Below are 20,003 nucleotides of genomic sequence, written 5' to 3'. Positions count from 1 at the left end.
CCGGCGCAGCAGCGCCACGTCCCCGCGGTCAGAAAGGCACGCCCCATGACGACACTGCTTGCATTCGACGTCCGCGTGAGGCCCCTGACGGGCAACGTCGGTGCCGAGATCAGCGGCGTGGACACGAGCGGTCCGCTCCCGGACGAGGTCGTGGCCGAGGTCCGCCAGGCGCTCCACGACCACAAGGTCGTGTTCCTGCGCGGGCAGACCCTCGACTATCCCCAACAGGTCGAATTCGCGCGGCGCCTCGGCCCGCTGACGCTCGGCCACCCCATCTACGACGCGCCCGAGGGCCGCCCGCACATGCGGGAGATGGACTCACGCCAGGGCACCCGCGCCAACCACTGGCACACCGACCTCACCTTCATCGAGCGCCCGCCCGCCTACGCCCTGCTGCACTCCAAGATCCTCCCGCCGGTCGGCGGCGACACCATCTGGGCCAACACCGCCTCCGCCTACGCGAGCCTGCCCGAGGAACTGCGCGCCCTGGCCGACCGCCTGCGCGTCGTGCACAGCAATGACTGCGACTTCACCGACGACACATACGCCCACCGCGCCGCCGACGGCGACCAGGACCACTACGTCTCCCAGCCCTACGAGGCCGAGCACCCCGCGGTCCGTGTGCACCCCGACACCGGGGAGCGCTCGCTGCTGCTCGGCGGCTTCGCCCGCCGCGTCGTCGGATACGGGCCCCAGTCGGGCCGCGACCTCCTGCGCACCCTCCAGGAGTACGTCACCAAGCCCGAACAGACGGTGCGCTGGCAGTGGCAGGTCGGCGACCTGGCCATCTGGGACAACCAGTCCACCCAGCACTACGCCGTCTACGACTACGGCACCGCACTGCGCCGCGGCGAACGCGTCACCGTCGCGGGCCCCGTCCCCGTCGGCGTCGACGGCCGCCCCGGCACCGCACTGCGCGGCGACACCTCCGCCTACAGCGACGGCTCCGCCTGAACCCCGCCACCACCCCCGAAAGGCCGGCCATGCCGCAAGGTCCCACACCGGTGACAGCCACCACCGAACCCGTCACGGTCACCCCGGCCGACCGGCGCTACCCCGACCTGGTCCGGGGCTGGAACCAGCGATACGTGTCCACACCCGACGCGGTCCACCTCGTCGAGACCGCCGCCCAGGTGGCCCACGTCGTCGAACAGGCCGTCGCGCGCGGCAAACGCCTCACCGTCCGCAGCGGCGGCCACTGCTGGGAGGAGTTCACCTTCCACCCCGACGTCGACGTCGTCATCGACATGACCCGGATGAACCGCGTCTTCTACGACCCCGCACAGCGCGCCTTCGCCGTGGAACCCGGCGCCCACCTCATCGACGTCTACGAACTCCTCTACCGCACCTGGGGAGTCACCGTCCCCGGCGGCACCTGCTACCAGGTCGGCGCGGGCGGCCACGTGGCGGGCGGCGGCTGGGGCATGCTCTGCCGCCGCGACGGCCTGATCGTGGACCACCTGTATGCGGTGGAAGCCGTCGTCGTCGACGCGGACGGCACCACCCGCACCATCCACGCCACCCGCGAGCCGAACGACCCCCACCACGACCTGTGGTGGGCCCACACCGGCGCCGGCGGCGGCAACTTCGGCGTCGTCACCCGCTACTGGTTCCGCTCACCCGACGCCACCGGCGACGACCCCACCACGCTCCTGCCGCAACCACCCGCCGAGGTACTCCTCAGCGCCGTCTCCTGGCCCTGGGACGCCCTCGACGAACGGTCCTTCACCCGACTCGTGCACAACTACGGCGCCTGGCACAAGAAGCACAGCAGCCCCGACAGCCCCCACACCGCACTCTGCAGCCTCTTCTCCCTCAACCACCGCTCGGCCGGAGCCATCGGCCTCATCACCCAGGTCGACGCCGACCGCCCCGACGCGGAGAACCTCCTCCACGACTTCCTCGAGGCCCTCACCGACGGCGTCGACATCCCCCACGAACCCGCCCGCACCACCCTCGGCGAATTCGCCCCCATGCCCGACCTCGCACCGCCGCGCCGGATGCCCTGGCTGCAAGCCACCCGCTACTTCGGCACCGGCAACGCCAACGCCAACGACCCCACGCAGAAAGGCGACTTCAAGTCCGCCTACCTGCGCGACACCTTCACCGACACCCACCTCGCCGCCCTCTACCAGCACCTCTCCCGCGAAGACCTCGGCAACCCCACCGCCTCCGTCATGCTCAGCTCCTTCGGCGGCCAGGTCTCCGCCGTCGACAACGCCGCCACCGCCAGCGCCCACCGCGAAGCCGTCTTCAAGGCTGCCTGGATGATCTGGTGGACCGACCCCGCCGACGAAGCCGCCTGCCTCGCCTGGATCCGCGAGTCCTACCACGGAGTGTTCGCCGCGACCGGCGGCGTCCCCGTCCCCGACGACACCACCGACGGCTGCTTCATCAACTACCCCGACATCGACCTCGGCGACCCCGCGTACAACACCTCGGCCACGCCCTGGCACGCCCTCTACTACAAGGACAACTACCCACGCCTGCAAGAGATCAAGGGACGCTACGACCCCCGCGACACCTTCCGCCACAGCCAGTCCATACGCCTCCCCGAGACCCCCGGCACCCCCTGACCCCACGAATGGACCTTCACGATGACGCGAGTCGACCTCGACAACGGCTGTGTGCTCTCCGCAGGTGAACTGTCCCTGCCCGTGGCGAGCCTGGGCGCACCGAATCCGCTCCCGCCGATGCAGGGCTTCATGGAGGTGCCGGTCGACCTGACGGGCTCCGACCTGCCCGAGCACATCAGGGCGGGTGCCGCGTACGGCACGCTGAAGACCGCGATGCCGTACCTGGTCAAGGACGCGTACGGGCGGGAGCGCCGGCCGGGCCGGATCGCCACGGTCGTCCTGGAGAACGAGGTGCTGCGAGCGACGTTCGTGCCGGGCCTCGGCGGGCGCCTGTGGTCCCTGCTCCACAAGCCGACCGGCCGCGACCTCCTCTACTCCAACCGCGTGCTCCAGCCCGCCAACTTCGGGATCGCCAACGCGTGGTTCGCCGGCGGCATCGAATGGAACGTGGGAACCCACGGCCACTCGCCGACGACCCACGCCCCCCTGCACAGCGCGACCGTCACCGGACCCGACGGATCACCCATGCTGCGGATGTGGGAGCTCGACCGGCTGCACGGCACCGTCTTCAGCATCACCGCCTGGCTGCCGCCGGGCTCCGACGTGCTCTATGTGCACGGCCGCATCGTCAACCCGGGCGACGAGACCGCGCCGACGTACTTCTGGGCCAACGCCGCCGTCCCCGAGTCGGCGGGGGTACGGCTGATCAGCCACGCCCACCGCTCGTACTGGACGGCGCTCGACCGGACACTCAAGCCCGTCCCCTACCCGGACCGCGACGGCGTGGACCACAGCTACCCGGCCCGGTCCGACTACTCGACCGAGAACTACTGCGAAGTGCCCTCCGACCGCCCGTGGATCGCCGCACTCGACGAGCGCGGCTCCGGCCTCGCACAGGCGTCCACATCGACGCTGCGCGGCCGGAAGACCTTCGCCTGGGGGCGCACCGAGGGATGCCGGCACTGGCAGACCTGGCTGAGCGGCGACGCCCCGCAGGGCTACTGCGAATTCCAGGCGGGGCTGACCACGACGCAGTACGAGAACGTCGCCGTCGGCCCGAAGCAGACCTGCGCCTGGACAGAGGCATACGGACTGCTCCAAGTGTCGCCCGCCCTCGTCCACGGCGCCTGGCCGACCGCCGTCGACGCCGTCGAGAGCCACCTGGACGCCCTGGTCAGCGCAGACCAACTGGACCGTGCACACCGGGAGTTGAGCTCCGTGGCGGACCGCGCGCCCAAGGAGTACCACAGCCGCGGCAGCGGCTGGGGCGCCCTGGAGCGCCGATGGGCCGCCGCACGCGCGGCGGACTGGCCCCCGCTCACCGGCACGCCCTTCGACGACGTGACCCTCGGCGCCGAGCAGGCACCGTGGCTCACCCTCCTGCGCACCGGTGAACTGCCCCGCCTCGACCCGGCGAGCGCCCCCCTCTCGTACGTCACCGGCACGGACTGGCGCGACCGCCTGGAGAACGCGCCGCAGAGCTGGCTCACCCAGTACATGCTCGGCGCCCTCGCCCACGCGGAGCACGACCTCGACACCGCGCACACCCACTACCTCCGCTCGCTCACCCACGACGTGACGCCGTGGACGCTGCGCGCCCTCGCCCTGGTCCACCAGGCACGGGGGAACGAGACCGAGGCGCTGCGCACCATGGAACAGGCATGCCACGCCGCGCCGGACTCCGTGCACCTCGCCATCGAGGCCGTCGCCATGCTGCGGGACGCCGACGAACCCGCGCGGTGCCTGCGCCTGCTGGACGCCATGGACCCCGCCCTGCTGGAACACCCGCGGCTACGGCTGCAGCACGCGATCGCGGCCGGGCTCCTCGGCGACCACACCGAGGGCGAGGCGCTCCTCGCGGACCCGGCGGACACCTTCGAACTGCCCACGCTGCGCTCGTCCGAGACGCTCCTGGAGCAGCTGTGGTTCCTCACCCACCCCGAGCGGCCGCTGCCCGACGCGTACAACTTCCGCTGGAACCCGCTGGCCACCGACGACGCGATGCGGGAGCGGCTCCACGGCCGAGCGGCCGGGACCGTCGCCGTCGCGCGCTGATCCGGCGGGCACCCAGGGAGCCGTACTCATGAAGGCTGGTTCGTACAACCTGACGCTGTATGTGTCCGCCAGGGCCACCTCCCAGCTCGGCGACATGATGCTGCCGGTCGGGCTCGCCGCGGGGGTGCTGGCCGCCGGATACGGCGCGAGCGGCGTCGGGTTCGTCCTGGCGGCGCACCTGCTGCCGTTCGTCGCACTGATGCTGGTCGGCGGGGTCCTCGCCGACCACCTGCGGCCCAAACCCGTGCTCGTGGCCGCGGACGCGACCCGGGTGGTGTCGATGGGCCTGCTCGCCGCCGAGTTCGCCGGCGGCCAGCCGACGCTGTGGCGGATCATCGCGCTGCAGGCGGTCACCGGCGCGGCCGGGGCCATGTTCGAACCGGGATCCAAAGGCATGGTGCCGGAGATCGCCCGCGGCCGGGTCCGCGAGGCGTACGCGACGCTGCGGATCAGCGAGTCGATGGTCACCATGGCCGGCCCGGCCCTGGCCGGCCTGCTGCTCGCGTTCCTCGACCCCGCCGTGGTGATCGCGGTGGACGCCACCAGCTACCTCGTCAGCTGTGTGCTCATCCTGCTCCTGCGCCTGCCGCTGCGCCCCCCGGCGCACTCCAGGCTCACCATGGGCTCGAACCTCAAGGAGGGCTGGCAGGAATTCCGGGCCAGGCCCTGGCTGGTGTCCGTGGTCGGTGTCACCTGCTGCGTCGGGATCGTCGTGTCGGGACCGTACCTGGTGCTCGGCACCACCGTGCTCATCGAGGACCGCGGCGCCACGACGTTCGGGATGCTGCAAGCCGTGTTCGGCGTGGGCGCCGTGATCGGCGGATTCGCCGGCCTGCGCACCTCACCGCGCCGCCCGCTGCTCATCGGCACGATCACCAGCATGGCGTGGATGCCCACGCTCGTCCTCATCGCCGTGGGGGCGCCGATCCCGGTGCTCGGCGCATCGATGCTCCTGGCCGGCGCGGGCCGCGCCTACTGGGGCGTCATGTGGTCGGCCGCCATCCAGGCCAACGTTCCCGCCGCCGTGCTCAACCGCGTCTCCGCCTACGAGATCACCGGGACGATGCTGATGGTCCCGGCGGGCCGGGCCGCCGCCGGGCCGGTCGGCGGGGCGCTCGGAGACACCCAAGTGCTCATCGCAGCAGGCGTGTTGGGGACCGCATGCCTGGCAGCGCTGCTCCTCATCCCCTCGGTGCGCAACCTCCCCGGGGCCGGGTCCGACGGGGCCGCCCGCGCCCGGGCCCCGGTGACGCCGTCACCGGCCGAATCAGCCAGCCCCGGAAGAAACGAGGCAGCCCCGTGATCCCGAACGTCATCCACCTCACCTTCGGCTTCTCACCCGACTTCGGCGGCAAACCGTTCTCGCTCGTGCACTACGTCTGCCTCAGGTCGATGGTCGCCGTCAACGACCCGGACCGCGTCTTCCTCTACTACGCGCACGAACCGTCGGGGGAGTGGTGGGAGCGCGCCCTCGAACACGTGACACCGGTACGGGTCCAGCCGCCGACCAGCATCGGCGGTGTGCCCCTGCGCCATCCGGCGCACCAGTCCGACGTGGTCCGCCTCGAGAAGCTCCTGGAACACGGCGGCATCTACCTGGACATGGACATCCTGTGCGTCCGCCCCTTCCACGAACTGCGGGAGGCGGACGTCGTACTCGGCGAACAGGCCGCCTTCGTCGACGGCCGGCTGTCCGTCGACGGGCTGTGCAACGCGGTGATCCTGGCGCGCCCACAGGCCCCGTTCCTGCGGCGCTGGCTCGACGGATTCGATCCGGCGACCTCCCTGTGGAGCGGCTTCCGGTCCACCGGGCGCGACGAGCTGTGGGACGAGATGTCGGTCCAGTACCCGGCTCACCTCGCCCGCCTGTACCCGGACGAGGTCACCGTCGAGGGCTGGCGCAGCTTCTTCTGGCCGTCCTGGCGGCAGGCGGACCTCCAACAGCTGTTCACCGATGACGACACCGGCGCCTACCCCGGCGCCTACTGCCACCACCTGTGGGAGACCCTGGCCTGGCGCGATCACCTCGCCGACCTGACCCCGCAGCGCATCAAGGAAGGCAGCTCCCGCTTCTGCGTCCTCGCGCAGCAATACATCTAGGGGCGAGCCGTGTTCCTGCATCGAGAGCTGCGCGCCATCACGGTGAGCCGTGTCCTGCGCCAGGCATCCCTCGGGCTCGTCAACGTCTTCATCCCGCTCATCATGCTCACCCGCGGCGCTCGGCTGTGGCAGGTGTGCGCGTTCTACCTCGTGTACGCGACGGCGAAACTGGCGGTCAACTACCCGAGCATGCTGCTGATCAACCGGTTCGGCGTGCAGCTGGGCATGCAGGCGGCGATCGCCTTCTCGCTGCTCCACCTCATGAGCCTGACGGCCTACGTGAGCGGCAGCGGTGACCTCGCGGTCCACGCGGGAGCCGTCTCCCTGGCCCTGACGAACTCGTTCCTGTGGAACTCGGAGCATCTGCACGTCTCGCGGGTGCTGGCGCCGGAGCGCAAAGGGCGCGACATCGCCGTCATGACCATCCTGCAAGGTGCCGTCGGGCTGCTCGCGCCGCTCGCGGGCGGCCTCGCCATGGCGACCGGCGGCCAGGTCCTCACCCTCTGCCTGGCCGCGGCCCTGGCCCTGTGCGCCGCCTGGCCGGCCCGCCGGCTCGACCGGATCGGCGGCGGACACCAGCGCGTCCGCGTCATCCGCTACAGCCTGCGGCACGCCCCGCTGCGCGACTCCGTCGCGAACTTCTCGTTCAACGTCAACGCGACGGTCTTCTCCACCGTGTGGCCCGTCCACCTGGCCCTCACACTCGGCAGCTTCGCCACGCTCGGCTGGGTCGTCTTCGGCGCCGAACTCATCTCGCTGGCCCTGATGTTCGTCGCCGGAAAGCGCGGCGACCGCAAGGGACGCCGGGTCCTTCGGGAAGGCTCCGTGGCCACCGGCCTGCTCAACTGCCTGCGGATGGTGGTCACCACCCCGGTGGCCATCGCCGGCCTGGGCGGCGCGCTCCAGGCCGCGGCGTCGTACCAGCAGACGTCGTGGACCAGCATCTACTACGGCCATGCCCGCCGCAGAGGGCCCAACTACATCATGAGCCTGGAGATAGCGGGCGACCTGGCGAACATCGCCGTATGGGGGGCGCTGCTCGCCGCCTTCACGCTGTCCGACGGCGGCACCGGGCCGTTCACCGCGAGCTTCGTCGCGGCCGCGCTCGCCAGCGTGGGCTGCCTGCTCATCTCCAAGGAGCCCACGGCGCACGGCGCCGAGCCCGGCGAGCCGTCCCTCGCCGGCCGCTGACCGGGCGCCGCACGACATCCGACCGCACTGGTGACGACGAGGGGACCTGACCGACATGACCTGGCTGATCACCGGCGGGGCCGGCTACATCGGCGCGCACGTGGCACACGCGCTGCGCGCGGCGGGCGAACAGGCCGTCGTCTATGACGACTTGTCCACCGGCATACGGGAACGGGTGCCGTCCGGCGTCGAGTTGACCGTCGGATCGACGCTCGACCGCGCCCTGCTGGACCGTACGCTCACCGCGCACGCCGTCACCGGCGTCATCCACCTCGCGGCGAAGAAGCAGGTGGGCGAGTCGGTCGAGCAGCCGCTGCGCTACTACCGCGAGAACGTGGAGGGCCTGCGGGTGCTCCTCGAAGCGGCGACGGCGGCGGGAGTGCACTCCTTCGTGTTCTCCTCCTCCGCCGCCGTCTACGGCGTACCCGACGTCGACCTCGTCACCGAGGACGCCCCCTGCATGCCGATGAGCCCCTACGGCGAGACGAAGCTCGCGGGCGAGTGGCTGGTCCGGGCGACGGGCCGGGCCACCGGGCTGCGCACCGCGTCCCTGCGCTACTTCAACGTGGCGGGCGCGGCCACCCCGGAGCTCGCCGACACCGGGCTCTGCAACCTCGTCCCGATGGTCTTCGAGAGGCTCTCGGCGGGCGAGGCGCCGCAGATCTTCGGCGCCGACTACCCCACCCCCGACGGCACGTGCGTGCGCGACTACATCCACGTGGCGGACCTGGCCGAGGCCCACGTGGCCACCGCGCAACGCCTGAGCGGCGCGGCACCCGGCACCGACCTCACCCTCAACATCGGCCGCGGCGAGGGTGTTTCGGTCCGTGAGATGGTCGACGTCATCAACCAGGAGACCGGGTACGCCACACCCCCCGCGATCATGGACCGCCGCCCCGGCGACCCGGCCCGCGTCGTCGCCGCCGCCGACCGCGCCGCCGAGGAGATCGGCTGGCGGGCGAAGCTGGACGTACGCGACATGGTCGCTTCCGCATGGGCGGGCCGCGCCTCATGACGACACCGCGTGCCCGGCCCTGTGCCGTTGGGCGGCGCCCTACGCGTCAGCGCGGAGAGACCCACACCAAGAGACCGAGACACCGAGGGAAGAGCCTGCGAGAGATGACCATGCACGATGACCAAGTAGATGTGACCGCCGAGATCGTTGCGGCTCTGATCGAGGAACAGTTCCCCGAGTGGAGTGGGAAGGCGATCCGGCTCGTGTCGTCGACCGGGACGGTCAACGCCATCTTCCGTATCGGGGACGACCTCTCGGCGCGTTTCCCCCTGCGTCCGGTCGATGCCGGCGAGGCGCTGGCGGTGCTGGAACAGGAAGCCCGGGCGAGCGCGGAGCTGGCACGGGTGTCTCGGTTCCCGGCCCCGGAACCCGTGGCCGTGGGAAAGCCGGGAGCGGGTTACCCCATGCCGTGGGCGGTCCAGACATGGCTGCCGGGAACGGTCGCCTTCGACGCCGACCCGAGTGGGTCGGACGCTTTTGCCGAGGACCTCGCGGCCTTCATCGCCGACCTGCGGGAAGCCGATACGCGGGGGCGGCTCTTCAGCGGCGAAAATCGTGGCGGCGTTCTCACTCACCACGACGATTGGATGGCGAAGTGCTTCGAGGAGAGTGAGGGGCTGCGCGACGTGCCCCGGCTGCGCCAGGTGTGGAGCCGTTTCCGGGAGCTGCCCCGCACGGGCGCCGACGTGATGAGCCACGGCGACTTGATCCCCGGCAATGTACTGGTCGCGGGGGACCGGCTCGGCGGCGTACTCGACACCGGCGGCTTCGGCCCGGCCGACCCCGCGCTGGATCTGGTCAGTGCCTGGCACCTGTTGCAGTCGGGCCCGCGGGAGGTGCTCCGGCGGACGCTGGGCTGTGACGACCTGGAGTGGGAGCGCGGCAAGGCATGGGCGTTCGAACAGGCGATGGGCGTCGTCTGGTACTACGTCGAGAGCAATCCGACGATGAGCAGGATGGGACACCGGACACTCGACCGCATTCTGGAGTCGACCTCTCCACGCGGGTACTAGCCATCACGCTCCTCGGTGCCGGTGCCGGTGCCGGTGCCGGTGCCGGTGCCGGTGCCGGTGCCGGTGCCGGTGCCGGTGCCGAGTGCGGCGAGGGCGCCCGCGACCTCGCCGCGGGTGCCCGCGAAGATCGCGTATCCCAGCCGGTCCACGAGACCGCGCGGAGCCCGGGCCACCGTGCCCTCGCGCGCGAAGTAACGCAGTTCGCGCAGCGCCCCCACCATCGGAGGGTTCATCGCCTTGTCGAGGGTCACCGGGTGACGGAACGGCGTCCTGCCGTCGCCGACGAAGAACCGGATGGCGGCGCACTGCGCGGCAGGGGTTCCCTGGGCGGTTCGGTCGCCCACCACGGCCGCGAGTTCCGCGGTGTTCAGGTTCCACCCGGTGGCCAGTTCCACGAGGCGCGGGATCTCTCCGCCGGCCGGGCGGCCCGCGATCTCCATCAGGACCGGGCCCGTGTCCGTCATGCGGAACTCCGCGTGGCACACCCCTGCCTCCATACCCAGGGCGTCGAGCGTACGGACCGTGGCGGCCGAGAGCTGCTCGCGGTCTGCCTCCGACACCGCTGCCGGGGACACATGGCCGAGCTCGACGCAGTGCGGCAGCTCCGTGAGGTGCTTCTCGGTGATCGCGAGGATCTGGGTGTCACCCGGCGCCCAGGTCACCGCCTCGACGCTGTACTCGAGTCCGACCACGTAGCGGTCCACCGCGACCCGGCCGCTGGCCGAGAGGGCCGCTGCGGCCCGGTAGGCGTCGGCGAGGTCGTCCGGAGCCTCGATGACCCTGACCCCGCCGCTGCCGCCGTAGTCGGTCGGCTTGACCACGACCGGGAAGTGGCCGTCGGCCAGCCGCTCGCACTCCGCGGCGCTGCGGGCGACTCCGAGCTGCGGCGACGGTACGCCCTGCTCGCGCAGTCGGCCGTGCATGACGCCCTTGTCGCGGAAGTGGCCGTCGGGCATCCGCGGTGCCGCCACTCCCAGCTTGCGCGCGACCTCGCGGGCGATATCGGTGGACAGCTCCGCCCAGCACAGGATGGCGTCCCACTCGAAATCGGCGGACGAGGCCGCCTGCAGCATCGAGTCGACCGAGAACCCGTCGCCCGCGCGCCACCAGTCGCACAGATTGACCGGGATGCGGTGCGGCAGGTCGATGATGCCGACGAAGTGCCCGGCGTCGCGCAGGGACTTGAGCCCGAACTCCTTGTGCTCACCGAGGCCGGCGATCAGGACCTTCATCGCGTCTGCTCCTCCTCATCGAAGTCCGCGAAGCCCTGCTCCAGCTGCCGGTACGCGGACTCGGGCGAGCAGCGCAGCAGGCCCTCGGCATCGAGCTCCTTGATCCAGCGTCGGCCGGCATTCACGTCACCGATCGTGGTGATGAGCTGCATGCGGTCCGAGTTGATGAAGCAGCGGTTGGTGGGCTCACGGTTGGTCACCTGCATGACGTCGGCGCCCTCGGGGTGCGCGGGCACCTCGGTGCCGGGGATCTCGGTCGACGGGAGTTCGATCGTCACCGCGCTCGTGTGCACCTCCGGCAGGGGATCGCCGGTCACGGCCGCGATGAACACCGCGTACGGGTCGGTGCCGGTGCTGGTCAGATCCAGGTTGGTCAGACCGCCGAGGCGCGGGTTGATCTCCAGGACGACGATGTCGTCGCCGGCCACGGCGAAGTCGATCTGCCACGGGCCGAACGGGGCGAAGTTGTCCTGGATGTCGGTGACGAACGCGTCGAGCCGCGCGGCGGCCCGCTCGGGCAGCACGTACGGCGAGACCCGCGCCCGCAGTGTCGGGTCGAGCCCCGCGTCCAGCGGGCCCATCGACACCACCGGCCAGCGCACGAGGTCGTCACGCGAGCTGATCAGCTCGATGCCGGTCTCGACGCCGCGCTTGAAGGTCTGCACGATCGCGGGGAAGGCGAGGCCCGCGGCGAGCACGGCGTCGAGCTCCTCCGGGGACTCCGCGTAGAACCGGCCGTCGCCCGCCTGGGACTGGGCCTCCTTGATCACGAGCGGAAACCCCAGCTCGTCGCGGGCGGAGACGACCTCGGCGGCATCGGCGCAGACCGCGCCCGCGGGGATGGGCCAGCCGCGCTCCGTACCGGTCTCGTGCAGCCGGACCTTGTCGCAGGCCACCTCTGCGAACTCCGCGGAGTGCGCGACGAACCGGCCCGCCCAGCGGGCCGCGGCCCGCCCGTAGACGATGGGGAGCTGCTCCTGGCCGTGCGGGTAGGGGTTGGCGATGGCGACGTCGGGCCGCTCGGCCTCCAGGACGCGCAGCACGTCGTCCGCGGTCCAGTCGAGGTTCATCGGCCTGACCTCGACGCCGTCGGCGTCGAACTCGGCGGCCGGGTCGAACTCGACGGCGGAGTAGACCACGAAGTCGGTGTAGCCGCGGGCACGCAAGAGGGGCAGGAACCGGGCGGTCTTGTACTCGCCGAAGAGGAGTGCCTTCGTCACGTTCTTCTCCATGAGGCTATGAGGGCGGGACACGAGCGGTGGGGCCGGCGGCTCAGGCGGCCAGGGGTTCGCCGGCCACCGTCATGCGGTCGGCGAGTGCCAGCAGCCGGGCGTCGATCTCGGCGACGTCGGCGCCGGTGGCGATGGCGTATCCGGCCCGGCCCAGGAATCCGCGGGGCGGCAGCCGCAGTTCGGTTCCCGGCTCGGTCACCCGGCGCACCTCGTACACCCAGGGCTCGTCGGCGAGCGCGGTCGGAACCTCGATGTTCCCGAAGGTCAGATCCGCGGGCGGATACAGGAAACGGATCCCGACCAGGCGGTCCGGCTCCGGGATCGGGGTGGGTTCATGACCGGTGGCGACCGCGCCCATCAGTGCACCGACCGAGAGCCCGGGGATGGCGATCTCGGCCAGGCGCGGGATCAGTTCGCCGCCGAGCCTGCCGTTCACCTCGATCACCTTCGGCCCGTCCGCGGTGAGCATCAGCTCGGTGTGGGTGACTGTGCGGTCGATGCCGATGGCCTGGGTGGCGCGGATCACCACATCGCGGACCGCGGCCTCGGTGCCACTGTCGAGAACCTTGCCCGCGACATGCGCCACCTCTTCGAAGAAGGGCGGGTAGTCGGTGCGCTTCAGCGCGATCACGTAGGGCTCGACCTTGCCGTCGAGGACCCAGCTGTCCACGCTGATCTCCTCGCCGACCAGGAACTCCTCGATGAGGACGAGGCCGTCCGCGATGGCCGCGTTCTCGGAGGTGCGGGCGAAGTCGAACGCGGCCCGCATCTCGTCCTCGGAGTACACGATCTGGACGGCGACGCTCGCGGCCCGGCCGCGGGGCTTCACGACAACGGGGTAGCCGATGGTGTCGGCGGCGGTGATCGCCTCCTCCACCGAGCCGGCCAACTGGAACCGCGCCGAGGGGACTTCCGCCGCCTGGAACAGCTCGCGCTGCCTTGCCTTGTCCCGGCAGGCCCGGGCGGCCTCGACCGGCATGGTCCGCACACCGAGCCGGGCACCGACTTCGGCGGCCAGCGTGATGTGCATCTCCTCCCAGGTCAGGACACCGGCGAAGCGGTTGCCCGCGGCGAGGTCCTCGGCAGCAGCGAACACCGCGGCCCGGTCCTTGAGTTCCGTCTCCCGGTACTCGGTGGCATACGACAGCTGCCAGTTCAGCGGTGCCTGACCGATGAGGACGACGCGGTACCGCTCGGCCAGTCCCTTGAGCGCGTACTCCCGGAATGCCTGGTAGCCCGAGCCGATGACAAGAATGGTCTCTTTCATGTGCCTGCTCCTCGTGCGAAGTTGAGGTGTTCCGCGAGGCCGGAGACGTCACCTGGAAGCGCGCTGCGCCTCGGCGGAGGGACCTTGCACCGCGAGGGCGCACTTCAGCCGGAGCGACTTTCTGGATTCCGGCTCAGTGATGCGGCCCCCAACGTAGCCCGCCTCGAGCCACTTGGCAACTTTCTTGACAAGGGAGTGGTTGCCGTTGGCGAGGACACCGTAGTCGATCGATACGCAGATTTGGCAATTTTCTTGCCTGGCAAGTAAATCCACTCGCCTCGACGGCGGTGAACGGCGAGGCGCAGGCGCCTTAAGTAGCTGCTCATGCCGCCATCTTGGCCTCCCCTTGTACTGCCATCACCTGCCTCCTAGCGGTGACCTTACTTGGCGCAAAGGTTGCCTTCATGTGCCAAGGCTGGCACTATGTTGCCCAAAGTTGAGGCAAGGCAATGGGTAAGGGCTGCCAATGAACGGGACCGCACCGGGGGCAGCCATGAACGGACCGGCCCGCCCAGACAGGCGCATGCCGACAACTCCACGCCACACCGCAGGGAGGGTTCCCATCGCTACCGACCAGCCGAGCGCCGCACCCCCGCGCTCGTTCCTCATCAGTGTCGTCCTGCCCTGTTACAACGAGGACCAGATACTGCGCCGCACCCATGACCGCCTCGCCCGTGCCCTGCACGGCCTCCCGCACGAGATCGTCTACGTCGACGACGGCAGCACCGACGGCACCTGGGAGCTCATCCAGCAATTCGCCGACGCCCCCGGCCGCACCGTGCGCGGAGTGCGCTTCAGCCGCAACTTCGGGCACCAGGCGGCCGCTCTGGCCGGACTCACCGAGGCCACCGGGGACGCCGTCGTCCTGATGGACGCCGACCTCCAAGACCCTCCCGAGCTCATCCCGAGCATGACGGAGCAGTGGTTCAAAGGCTGGTCGATCGTCTCCGCGCGCCGCGCCACCCGCCACGGCGAGACCCAGCTCAAGAAGTCCACCGCGTATCTCTACTACCGCCTCCTGGCCCGGCTCAGCGACCAGCCCGTCGCCCTCGACACCGGCGACTTCCGGCTCCTCGACCGCAAGGTCGTCGACTTCGTGACGTCGCTCGGGGAGAAGGAGCTGTTCCTGCGCGGCGCGATCAGCTGGACAGGTTTCCCCGAGACGAGCATCACCTACGAGCGGGACGCCCGCGGCGCCGGCACCACCAAGTACACCCTGCGCAAGATGCTGGCGCTCTCCCGCACCGGCATCCTCGCCGGAGCCGCCGGCCTGCCCCTGCGGATCCCCACCTATCTCGGCACCGCCTCACTGCTCGGCGCGAGCGCCGCGCTGGCCTGCGGCAGAGCCCGGCAGGCCGCCCCCCTCGGCGCGTTCGGCGCACAGTCGCTGGCCTGCGGAGTGCTGGGCGAGTACCTGCTCGGCGTCTTCCGCCAGATCCAGGGCCGCCCGCCCTACCTCGTCATGGAACGGACCGATTCGAGCCACGCCACCACCGCAGAGACATCCGTGGCCCGCGTAAAGGAGTTGATATGAGCTCGAACCCCCAGAACGCGAACCCCCGCGACACGAACACCCCGGAAACGGGCGACATGCGGGACGCCGTCGTCGTCGGCGGCGGTTTCAGCGGCCTCACCGCCGCCCTGGAACTCGCCGAGCGCGGACACCGCGTGACGGTCGTGGAGCGCGAGCCCGAACTCGGCGGCCTGGCCGGAAGCTTCGACGTCGGCGGCGGCCGGCGCATCGAGCGCTTCTACCACCACTGGTTCGCCTCCGACCGCGAGATGTTCGACCTGTGCGAGCGGCTCGGTGTCCGGGACGCGATCGAGCCCCACCTCACCCGCACCGGCATGTTCTACGCCAACTCCGTCTACCGCCTCTCCCGCCCCCTGGACCTGCTGCGCTTCGCCCCGCTCCCGCTCCTGGACCGCCTGCGGCTCGGCGTCCTCGCCCTGCGCGGCAGGCGTGTCACCGACTGGCGCACCCTGGAGCACCGCACGGCCGAGGAATGGCTGGTCTCGCTCGGCGGCCGCCGCGTCTACGACGTCGTGTGGCGGCCCCTGCTGGAAGGGAAGTTCGGCCAGTACGCGAACCAGGTCGGGGCCACCTGGATGTGGACGAAGCTCGCGCTGCGCGGGGGCAGCCGCACCAAGTCGGGCAGCGAGATCCTCCACTACCTGCGCGGCGGCAGCGAAACCCTGGTCAACGCCCTGCACAAGCGGCTGACCGAACTCGGCGTGGAGGTGCTCACCCGCACCGCGGTCGACGCGGTGACCACCGACGGCGCCGGCGTCACCGGCGTCCGCACCGAGGACGGACAGTTCCTGCCCGCCCGGCAGGTCCTGCTCACCGTCGCCCCCGAACTCGCCGCGAACCTGCTCTCCGCCGCCGGTACCGAAGCTCCGGCCCACGCCGCGGTGCCCGCCCTCGCACGGCAGCTGCGCGACATCCGCTATCTGGCCAACGTCTGCCTGGTCCTGGAGAACAACCGCAGGCTCTCCGACACATACTGGCTCAACGTCAACGACCCGTCGTTCCCCTACGTCGGCGTCATCGAGCACACCAACATGGACTCCCCCAGCCGATACGGCAATCGGCACGTCGTCTACCTCTCCAAGTACCTGCCGGCCGACGCCGAGCTGTACCGGATGAGCGACGAGGAGGTCTTCACATACAGCCTCCCGCACCTGCGCCGGATGTTCCCCGGCTTCGACCGGAGCTGGGTCGAGGACTACCACGTCTGGCGCGCCGAGTACGCCCAGCCCGTGATCACCCCCAACTACAGCCGGTACATGCCCCCGACGCGGACCGGCGTGCACGGCCTGTACCTGGCGAGCATGGCGCAGGTGTTCCCGGAGGACCGCGGCACGAACCACGCCGCACGCGAGGGCCGCAGGACCGGACAGCTGATGGCCGACCGACTGCGCACCGCCGTCAGGCCGGCCGCGCCACGAGCGGAGGAGCTCTCCCGTGCCTGAGCTGCTCACCCTCGACGAGGCCGAGAACCTCGGCATCGACCAGGTCCACGAACTGTACGGAAAGCACATCAGCCGCAGCGAGGCATCACTCCTCGGCTCCTTCGGCTTCGGCCGCGACCTCGTCGACAGCGCCGAGGGCGCATGGATCCAACTGCGGGACGGGCGCCGCCTCCTCGACTTCACCGGCGGGGTCGGGGTCCTCAACCACGGACACAACCACCCCCGGATCCTCGCGGCCCGCGACCGGTTCCGGGAGCGTCGGCGCATGGAGGTGCACAAGATCTACCTCTCGCCCTACGTCGCCGCGCTCGGCCACAACCTCGCCGCCCTGCTCCCCGGCGACCTGAACATCTCGTACTTCCCGAACTCCGGCGCCGAGGCCGTCGAGGGCGCCGTCAAACTGGCGTACAAGTACCACGGCGGCCGGCGCGGCACGGTGCTGCACACCGACATCTCCTTCCACGGCAAGCTGCTCGGCGCGGGCAGCCTCACCGCGTCCTCCGAGATCCACTTCGAGTACCCGCGGCTGCCGGGCACGGACTCCTTCGCCTACGGCGACCTGGAGTCCTTCCGGCTCGCCCTGGAGCGCCACACCGACGAGCGCGGCCGCAGCGACGTGTACGCGGTGGTGCTGGAGCCGTTCAGCGCCTCCACCCTGCGCGAGTGCTCCGCGGAATTCCTGTACGAGGCACGCCGGCTGTGCACCGAGCGGGACATCCTGCTGATCTTCGACGAGGTCTACACCGGCTGGGGCAAGACGGGCCGGCTGTTCCACTTCATGCACCACCCCGGCCTCGTCCCCGACGTGGTGACGACGTCGAAGTCCTTCGGCGGCGGCAAGTCCTCGATCTCCGGCTACATCGCCCGCGAGCCGGTCTTCCGCAAGGCGTACGACAATCCGCGCGACGTCACCCTGCACAGCACCACGTACCACGGCTTCGGCGAGGAGACAGCGACGGCACTGGAAGCCGTCGCGATCGCCGTCGAGGAGGACTTCCCGGCACGTGCCCGCGCACTGGACGAGATCCTCACGCCCGGCCTCGCCGACATCGCCGCTCGCCATCCCTCACTCGTGGCGGGCATCGCCGGCCGGGGCGCTCTGCACGGCGTCCGGCTGCGCCCGGGACCCCGGCTGCCGGCCGCCGTACGCGAGCGGATCCCCGTCCAACTCGCCAAGGATCCACAGGCATTCGCCAAACTCCTCACCGGTGCCGTGATCGCGGCGCTCTACCGGGACCACGACGTCCTCTCCTTCTTCGGCTCCACCCAGGACATCGCGCTGATCGTGGCGCCGCCTCTGGTGGCCGGCGAGAAGGAGGCCCGGCTCTTCCTGGACGCACTCGACGCCGTGCTCGACCGGGGCGCGCCCCGCCTCCTCGCGGACTTCGTGAAGGAGCTGGCGACGGCAGCGAGGAGGACACGATGACGCGCGGCAGTGGCCCCATGCACGCTGCCCTGCGCGCGAGCGGCCTGCGATCGTACTGGCGGCGCCGGTACCCCGTCCTGCGCGAGGCGCCCGCGATGGCGGCCGCCGAGGCGCACCTGCTGAACACCCTGCGGACGCTGCCGCTGACCCAGCGCGCCGTATACGCGATCGTGCTGCGCACGCTGCCCCTGGCGTACTGGCTCGCGACCGGCGGACGCTCCCTGCGCCGCACGACCGACGACGACGCGAACGGCCCCGGGGACGGCGCCGGGGACGGGCGGCCGGGCCTGGAGACGCTGATCCCGCTGCCGGGCTTCCGCGAGGTCGTCCGGTCGAGCACCGCGCTCGCCCTGCTCGGTGCCCTGGACGGCCGTGCCGAAAGGGAGACGGCACGGTGAGGCGGGGACGCGGACGGCAGCGGAACGTCGACACGGACGTCCTCGTGATCGGCTCGGGCGCGGGCGGCTCGGTGGCCGCACTGGAACTGGCGGCGTCAGGGCGCCAGGTGACGGTCCTGGAGGAGGGCCCCCGGGCCGGCACCGCGGCCATCGCCGCGGCCAGCCCGGCCGAGAACATGAGCACCTTGTACCGCAACGGCGGACTCACACCCATCCTGGGCACCCCCACCATCGTCTACGGCGAGGGGCGCGCCGTGGGCGGCACGACCCTGGTCAACGGCGGGCTGCTGTGGGAGCCGCCGCCCAAGCTGCTCGCGCGCTGGGCGGCGGTATCGGGCATCGACGGCTATCGCGCGGCGGACCTCGCGCCCCACCTGAAGACGGTCTCGGCCCGGCTCGGCGCCGTCGTGCAGCAGCACGGCGGCCCCGACGCCAACCGTGACTCGCAGCTCCTGGCGGCCGGCGCCGACCGCCTCGGCTGGAGCTGGCAGCACTCCCGCCGCGCCGTACGGGGCTGTCTGCACCGCAACCGCTGCACCACCGGCTGCCCCAGCGGAGCCAAACAGAGCATGGCCGTCAGCTACCTCCCCCGGGCCGAGGCACTGGGCGCACACATCAGCCCCGACACCCGCGTCCTGCGCCTCCTGCACGACGGCCGCACCGTGCGCGGGGCCCTCGCCACCGGCCCCGACGGCACCCGCACCCGATACCGGGCCCGCTCGGTGTTCCTGGCGGCCGGCCCGCTCGGCACCCCCGGCCTGCTCCAGCGCAGCCGCATCCAGCAGCGCCGCGCGGGACAGGATCTGGCACTCCACGTCAACCTGCGGACCGTCGCGCGCTTTCCCGAGCGGGTGGCCGCGCACGACGGCACCATCTTCACCGCACAGCTGAAGGAGTTCGGCGACCGCGGCATCCTCGTGATGCCGTCCAACGTCTCGCGCGGGACCCTCGCCGCCGCCCTCGCAGGCCGCGACCCCGCCGAGGTCACCCGGTACCTCGACGACTACGACAGGCTGGGCGTCTACACGACGCAGGTGCGGCTGCACGGCTCGGCCACCGTGCGGGCCCTGCCCGGCAGCGGGCTGCTGCTCCGGCACGGCATGACGGCCGTGGACCACGGCGCCCTCGTCGAGGCGTTCCGCATCGGCTGCTCCCTGCTCCTCGCCGCCGGCGCCGACCAGTTGACACCCCCGGTGTCCTCGGCGCCGCCCCTGAGCACCCTGGCCGATGTCGAGGAGTTCTGCCGCCGGGTCCGGCCGGGCGACTGGGAACTGGTGTCGGTGCACGGCATGGCCTCCGCACGGATGGCGCAGGCGGAGCGCGGCGGGGTGTGCGACGAGCGGGGCCGCCCGTACGGCTTCGAGGGCCTGCGCGTGTGCGACGCCAGCGTCCTCCCGGGCGTCACGGGCATCAGCCCCCAGGGCACGATCATGGCGTTCGCCCACGAGATCACCGCCCGATTCATCGAGGACCGGGAGCCGACGGCATGACAAACACGGCACAGCGGCGGCGCCAACGGCCG

The 20,003-nt window shown here is 71.2% G+C and carries 16 protein-coding genes; 13 read left to right on the top strand and 3 right to left on the bottom strand.

Annotation, left to right across the window (positions count from 1 at the left end; translation table 11 throughout):
• The first annotated feature begins 45 nt into the window (after nt 1-45).
• The 8 genes from ACFWYM_RS36515 to ACFWYM_RS36480 all read left to right on the top strand — a co-directional run bounded on the left by ACFWYM_RS36515 (nt 46) and on the right by ACFWYM_RS36480 (nt 9,950).
• Complete coding sequence (locus tag ACFWYM_RS36515; protein WP_384847091.1) at nt 46-954, top strand: TauD/TfdA dioxygenase family protein; 909 nt, start codon at nt 46-48, stop codon at nt 952-954.
• A gap of 50 nt (nt 955-1,004) precedes the next feature.
• Nucleotides 1,005-2,576 carry an FAD-binding oxidoreductase gene (locus ACFWYM_RS36510; RefSeq protein ID WP_384847089.1) on the top strand — a complete coding sequence of 524 codons (1,572 nt, stop codon included), beginning with the start codon at nt 1,005-1,007 and terminating at the stop codon, nt 2,574-2,576.
• 21 nt (nt 2,577-2,597) lie between these two features.
• Nucleotides 2,598-4,631, top strand: coding sequence for a DUF5107 domain-containing protein (locus tag ACFWYM_RS36505; RefSeq protein ID WP_384847087.1), 2,034 nt, complete (start codon nt 2,598-2,600; stop codon nt 4,629-4,631).
• A 28-nt stretch (nt 4,632-4,659) separates the two neighbouring features.
• Entirely contained in the window at nt 4,660-5,934 is a 1,275-nt protein-coding gene (locus ACFWYM_RS36500) for an MFS transporter (protein ID WP_384847085.1), read from the top strand.
• Nucleotides 5,931-6,731, top strand: a complete 801-nt coding sequence (locus ACFWYM_RS36495; protein ID WP_384847083.1) for a glycosyltransferase family 32 protein — start codon at nt 5,931-5,933, stop codon at nt 6,729-6,731. The genes ACFWYM_RS36500 and ACFWYM_RS36495 overlap by 4 nt, the downstream gene beginning before the upstream one ends.
• Before the next feature lie 9 nt (nt 6,732-6,740).
• Nucleotides 6,741-7,922: a hypothetical protein gene (locus ACFWYM_RS36490; RefSeq protein ID WP_384847081.1), complete on the top strand. Its 1,182-nt coding sequence runs from the start codon at nt 6,741-6,743 to the stop codon at nt 7,920-7,922.
• A gap of 55 nt (nt 7,923-7,977) precedes the next feature.
• Entirely contained in the window at nt 7,978-8,937 is a 960-nt protein-coding gene (galE, locus tag ACFWYM_RS36485; RefSeq protein WP_384847079.1) for a UDP-glucose 4-epimerase GalE, read from the top strand.
• A gap of 104 nt (nt 8,938-9,041) precedes the next feature.
• Nucleotides 9,042-9,950 (top strand): aminoglycoside phosphotransferase family protein, encoded by a 909-nt coding sequence (locus tag ACFWYM_RS36480; RefSeq protein ID WP_384847077.1) that lies wholly within the window; start codon nt 9,042-9,044, stop codon nt 9,948-9,950.
• Here ACFWYM_RS36480 and ACFWYM_RS36475 read toward each other — a convergent pair.
• The 3 genes from ACFWYM_RS36475 to ACFWYM_RS36465 are packed head-to-tail and all read right to left on the bottom strand — an operon-like array spanning nt 9,947 to nt 13,681.
• Nucleotides 9,947-11,182 (bottom strand): acetyl-CoA carboxylase biotin carboxylase subunit family protein, encoded by a 1,236-nt coding sequence (locus ACFWYM_RS36475; protein WP_384847075.1) that lies wholly within the window; start codon nt 11,180-11,182, stop codon nt 9,947-9,949. The genes ACFWYM_RS36480 and ACFWYM_RS36475 overlap by 4 nt on opposite strands.
• A complete protein-coding gene (locus ACFWYM_RS36470; RefSeq protein WP_384847073.1) occupies nt 11,179-12,402 on the bottom strand; it encodes a hypothetical protein in 1,224 nt (407 codons plus the stop codon). Before ACFWYM_RS36470 ends, ACFWYM_RS36475 begins: the two co-directional genes overlap by 4 nt.
• Before the next feature lie 52 nt (nt 12,403-12,454).
• Nucleotides 12,455-13,681 carry an ATP-grasp domain-containing protein gene (locus ACFWYM_RS36465; RefSeq protein WP_384847071.1) on the bottom strand — a complete coding sequence of 409 codons (1,227 nt, stop codon included), beginning with the start codon at nt 13,679-13,681 and terminating at the stop codon, nt 12,455-12,457.
• A gap of 523 nt (nt 13,682-14,204) precedes the next feature.
• On the opposite strand from ACFWYM_RS36465, the gene ACFWYM_RS36460 reads away from it, so the two are divergent.
• Genes ACFWYM_RS36460 through ACFWYM_RS36440 form a run of 5 tightly spaced genes read left to right on the top strand, consistent with a single transcriptional unit; the run spans nt 14,205 to nt 19,971 of the window.
• Nucleotides 14,205-15,215, top strand: coding sequence for a glycosyltransferase family 2 protein (locus ACFWYM_RS36460; protein WP_384847069.1), 1,011 nt, complete (start codon nt 14,205-14,207; stop codon nt 15,213-15,215).
• Nucleotides 15,212-16,657 carry an NAD(P)/FAD-dependent oxidoreductase gene (locus tag ACFWYM_RS36455; protein WP_384847067.1) on the top strand — a complete coding sequence of 482 codons (1,446 nt, stop codon included), beginning with the start codon at nt 15,212-15,214 and terminating at the stop codon, nt 16,655-16,657. The genes ACFWYM_RS36460 and ACFWYM_RS36455 overlap by 4 nt, the downstream gene beginning before the upstream one ends.
• Entirely contained in the window at nt 16,650-18,083 is a 1,434-nt protein-coding gene (locus tag ACFWYM_RS36450) for an aspartate aminotransferase family protein (RefSeq protein WP_384847065.1), read from the top strand. The genes ACFWYM_RS36455 and ACFWYM_RS36450 overlap by 8 nt, the downstream gene beginning before the upstream one ends.
• Complete coding sequence (locus ACFWYM_RS36445) at nt 18,080-18,481, top strand: hypothetical protein (protein ID WP_384847063.1); 402 nt, start codon at nt 18,080-18,082, stop codon at nt 18,479-18,481. The genes ACFWYM_RS36450 and ACFWYM_RS36445 overlap by 4 nt, the downstream gene beginning before the upstream one ends.
• Nucleotides 18,478-19,971, top strand: coding sequence for a GMC family oxidoreductase N-terminal domain-containing protein (locus tag ACFWYM_RS36440; RefSeq protein WP_384847061.1), 1,494 nt, complete (start codon nt 18,478-18,480; stop codon nt 19,969-19,971). The genes ACFWYM_RS36445 and ACFWYM_RS36440 overlap by 4 nt, the downstream gene beginning before the upstream one ends.
• Nucleotides 19,972-20,003 lie beyond the last annotated feature (32 nt).

This window comes from Streptomyces sp. NPDC059009 (assembly GCF_042740175.1).
GTDB lineage: Bacteria > Actinomycetota > Actinomycetes > Streptomycetales > Streptomycetaceae > Streptomyces.
This window is presented reverse-complemented; position numbering and strand designations above follow the sequence as displayed.

Bases quoted from the DNA above. Each gene is read 5' to 3' on its own strand.
- ACFWYM_RS36455 (WP_384847067.1), top strand. From the start codon at position 15,212: ATGAGCTCGAACCCCCAGAACGCGAACCCCCGCGACACGAACACCCCG.
- ACFWYM_RS36500 (WP_384847085.1), top strand. From the start codon at position 4,660: ATGAAGGCTGGTTCGTACAACCTGACGCTGTATGTGTCCGCCAGGGCC.
- ACFWYM_RS36465 (WP_384847071.1), bottom strand. From the start codon at position 13,681: ATGAAAGAGACCATTCTTGTCATCGGCTCGGGCTACCAGGCATTCCGG.
- galE (WP_384847079.1), top strand. From the start codon at position 7,978: ATGACCTGGCTGATCACCGGCGGGGCCGGCTACATCGGCGCGCACGTG.
- ACFWYM_RS36460 (WP_384847069.1), top strand. From the start codon at position 14,205: ATGCCGACAACTCCACGCCACACCGCAGGGAGGGTTCCCATCGCTACC.
- ACFWYM_RS36515 (WP_384847091.1), top strand. From the start codon at position 46: ATGACGACACTGCTTGCATTCGACGTCCGCGTGAGGCCCCTGACGGGC.
- ACFWYM_RS36445 (WP_384847063.1), top strand. From the start codon at position 18,080: ATGACGCGCGGCAGTGGCCCCATGCACGCTGCCCTGCGCGCGAGCGGC.
- ACFWYM_RS36475 (WP_384847075.1), bottom strand. From the start codon at position 11,182: ATGAAGGTCCTGATCGCCGGCCTCGGTGAGCACAAGGAGTTCGGGCTC.
- ACFWYM_RS36480 (WP_384847077.1), top strand. From the start codon at position 9,042: ATGACCATGCACGATGACCAAGTAGATGTGACCGCCGAGATCGTTGCG.
- ACFWYM_RS36505 (WP_384847087.1), top strand. From the start codon at position 2,598: ATGACGCGAGTCGACCTCGACAACGGCTGTGTGCTCTCCGCAGGTGAA.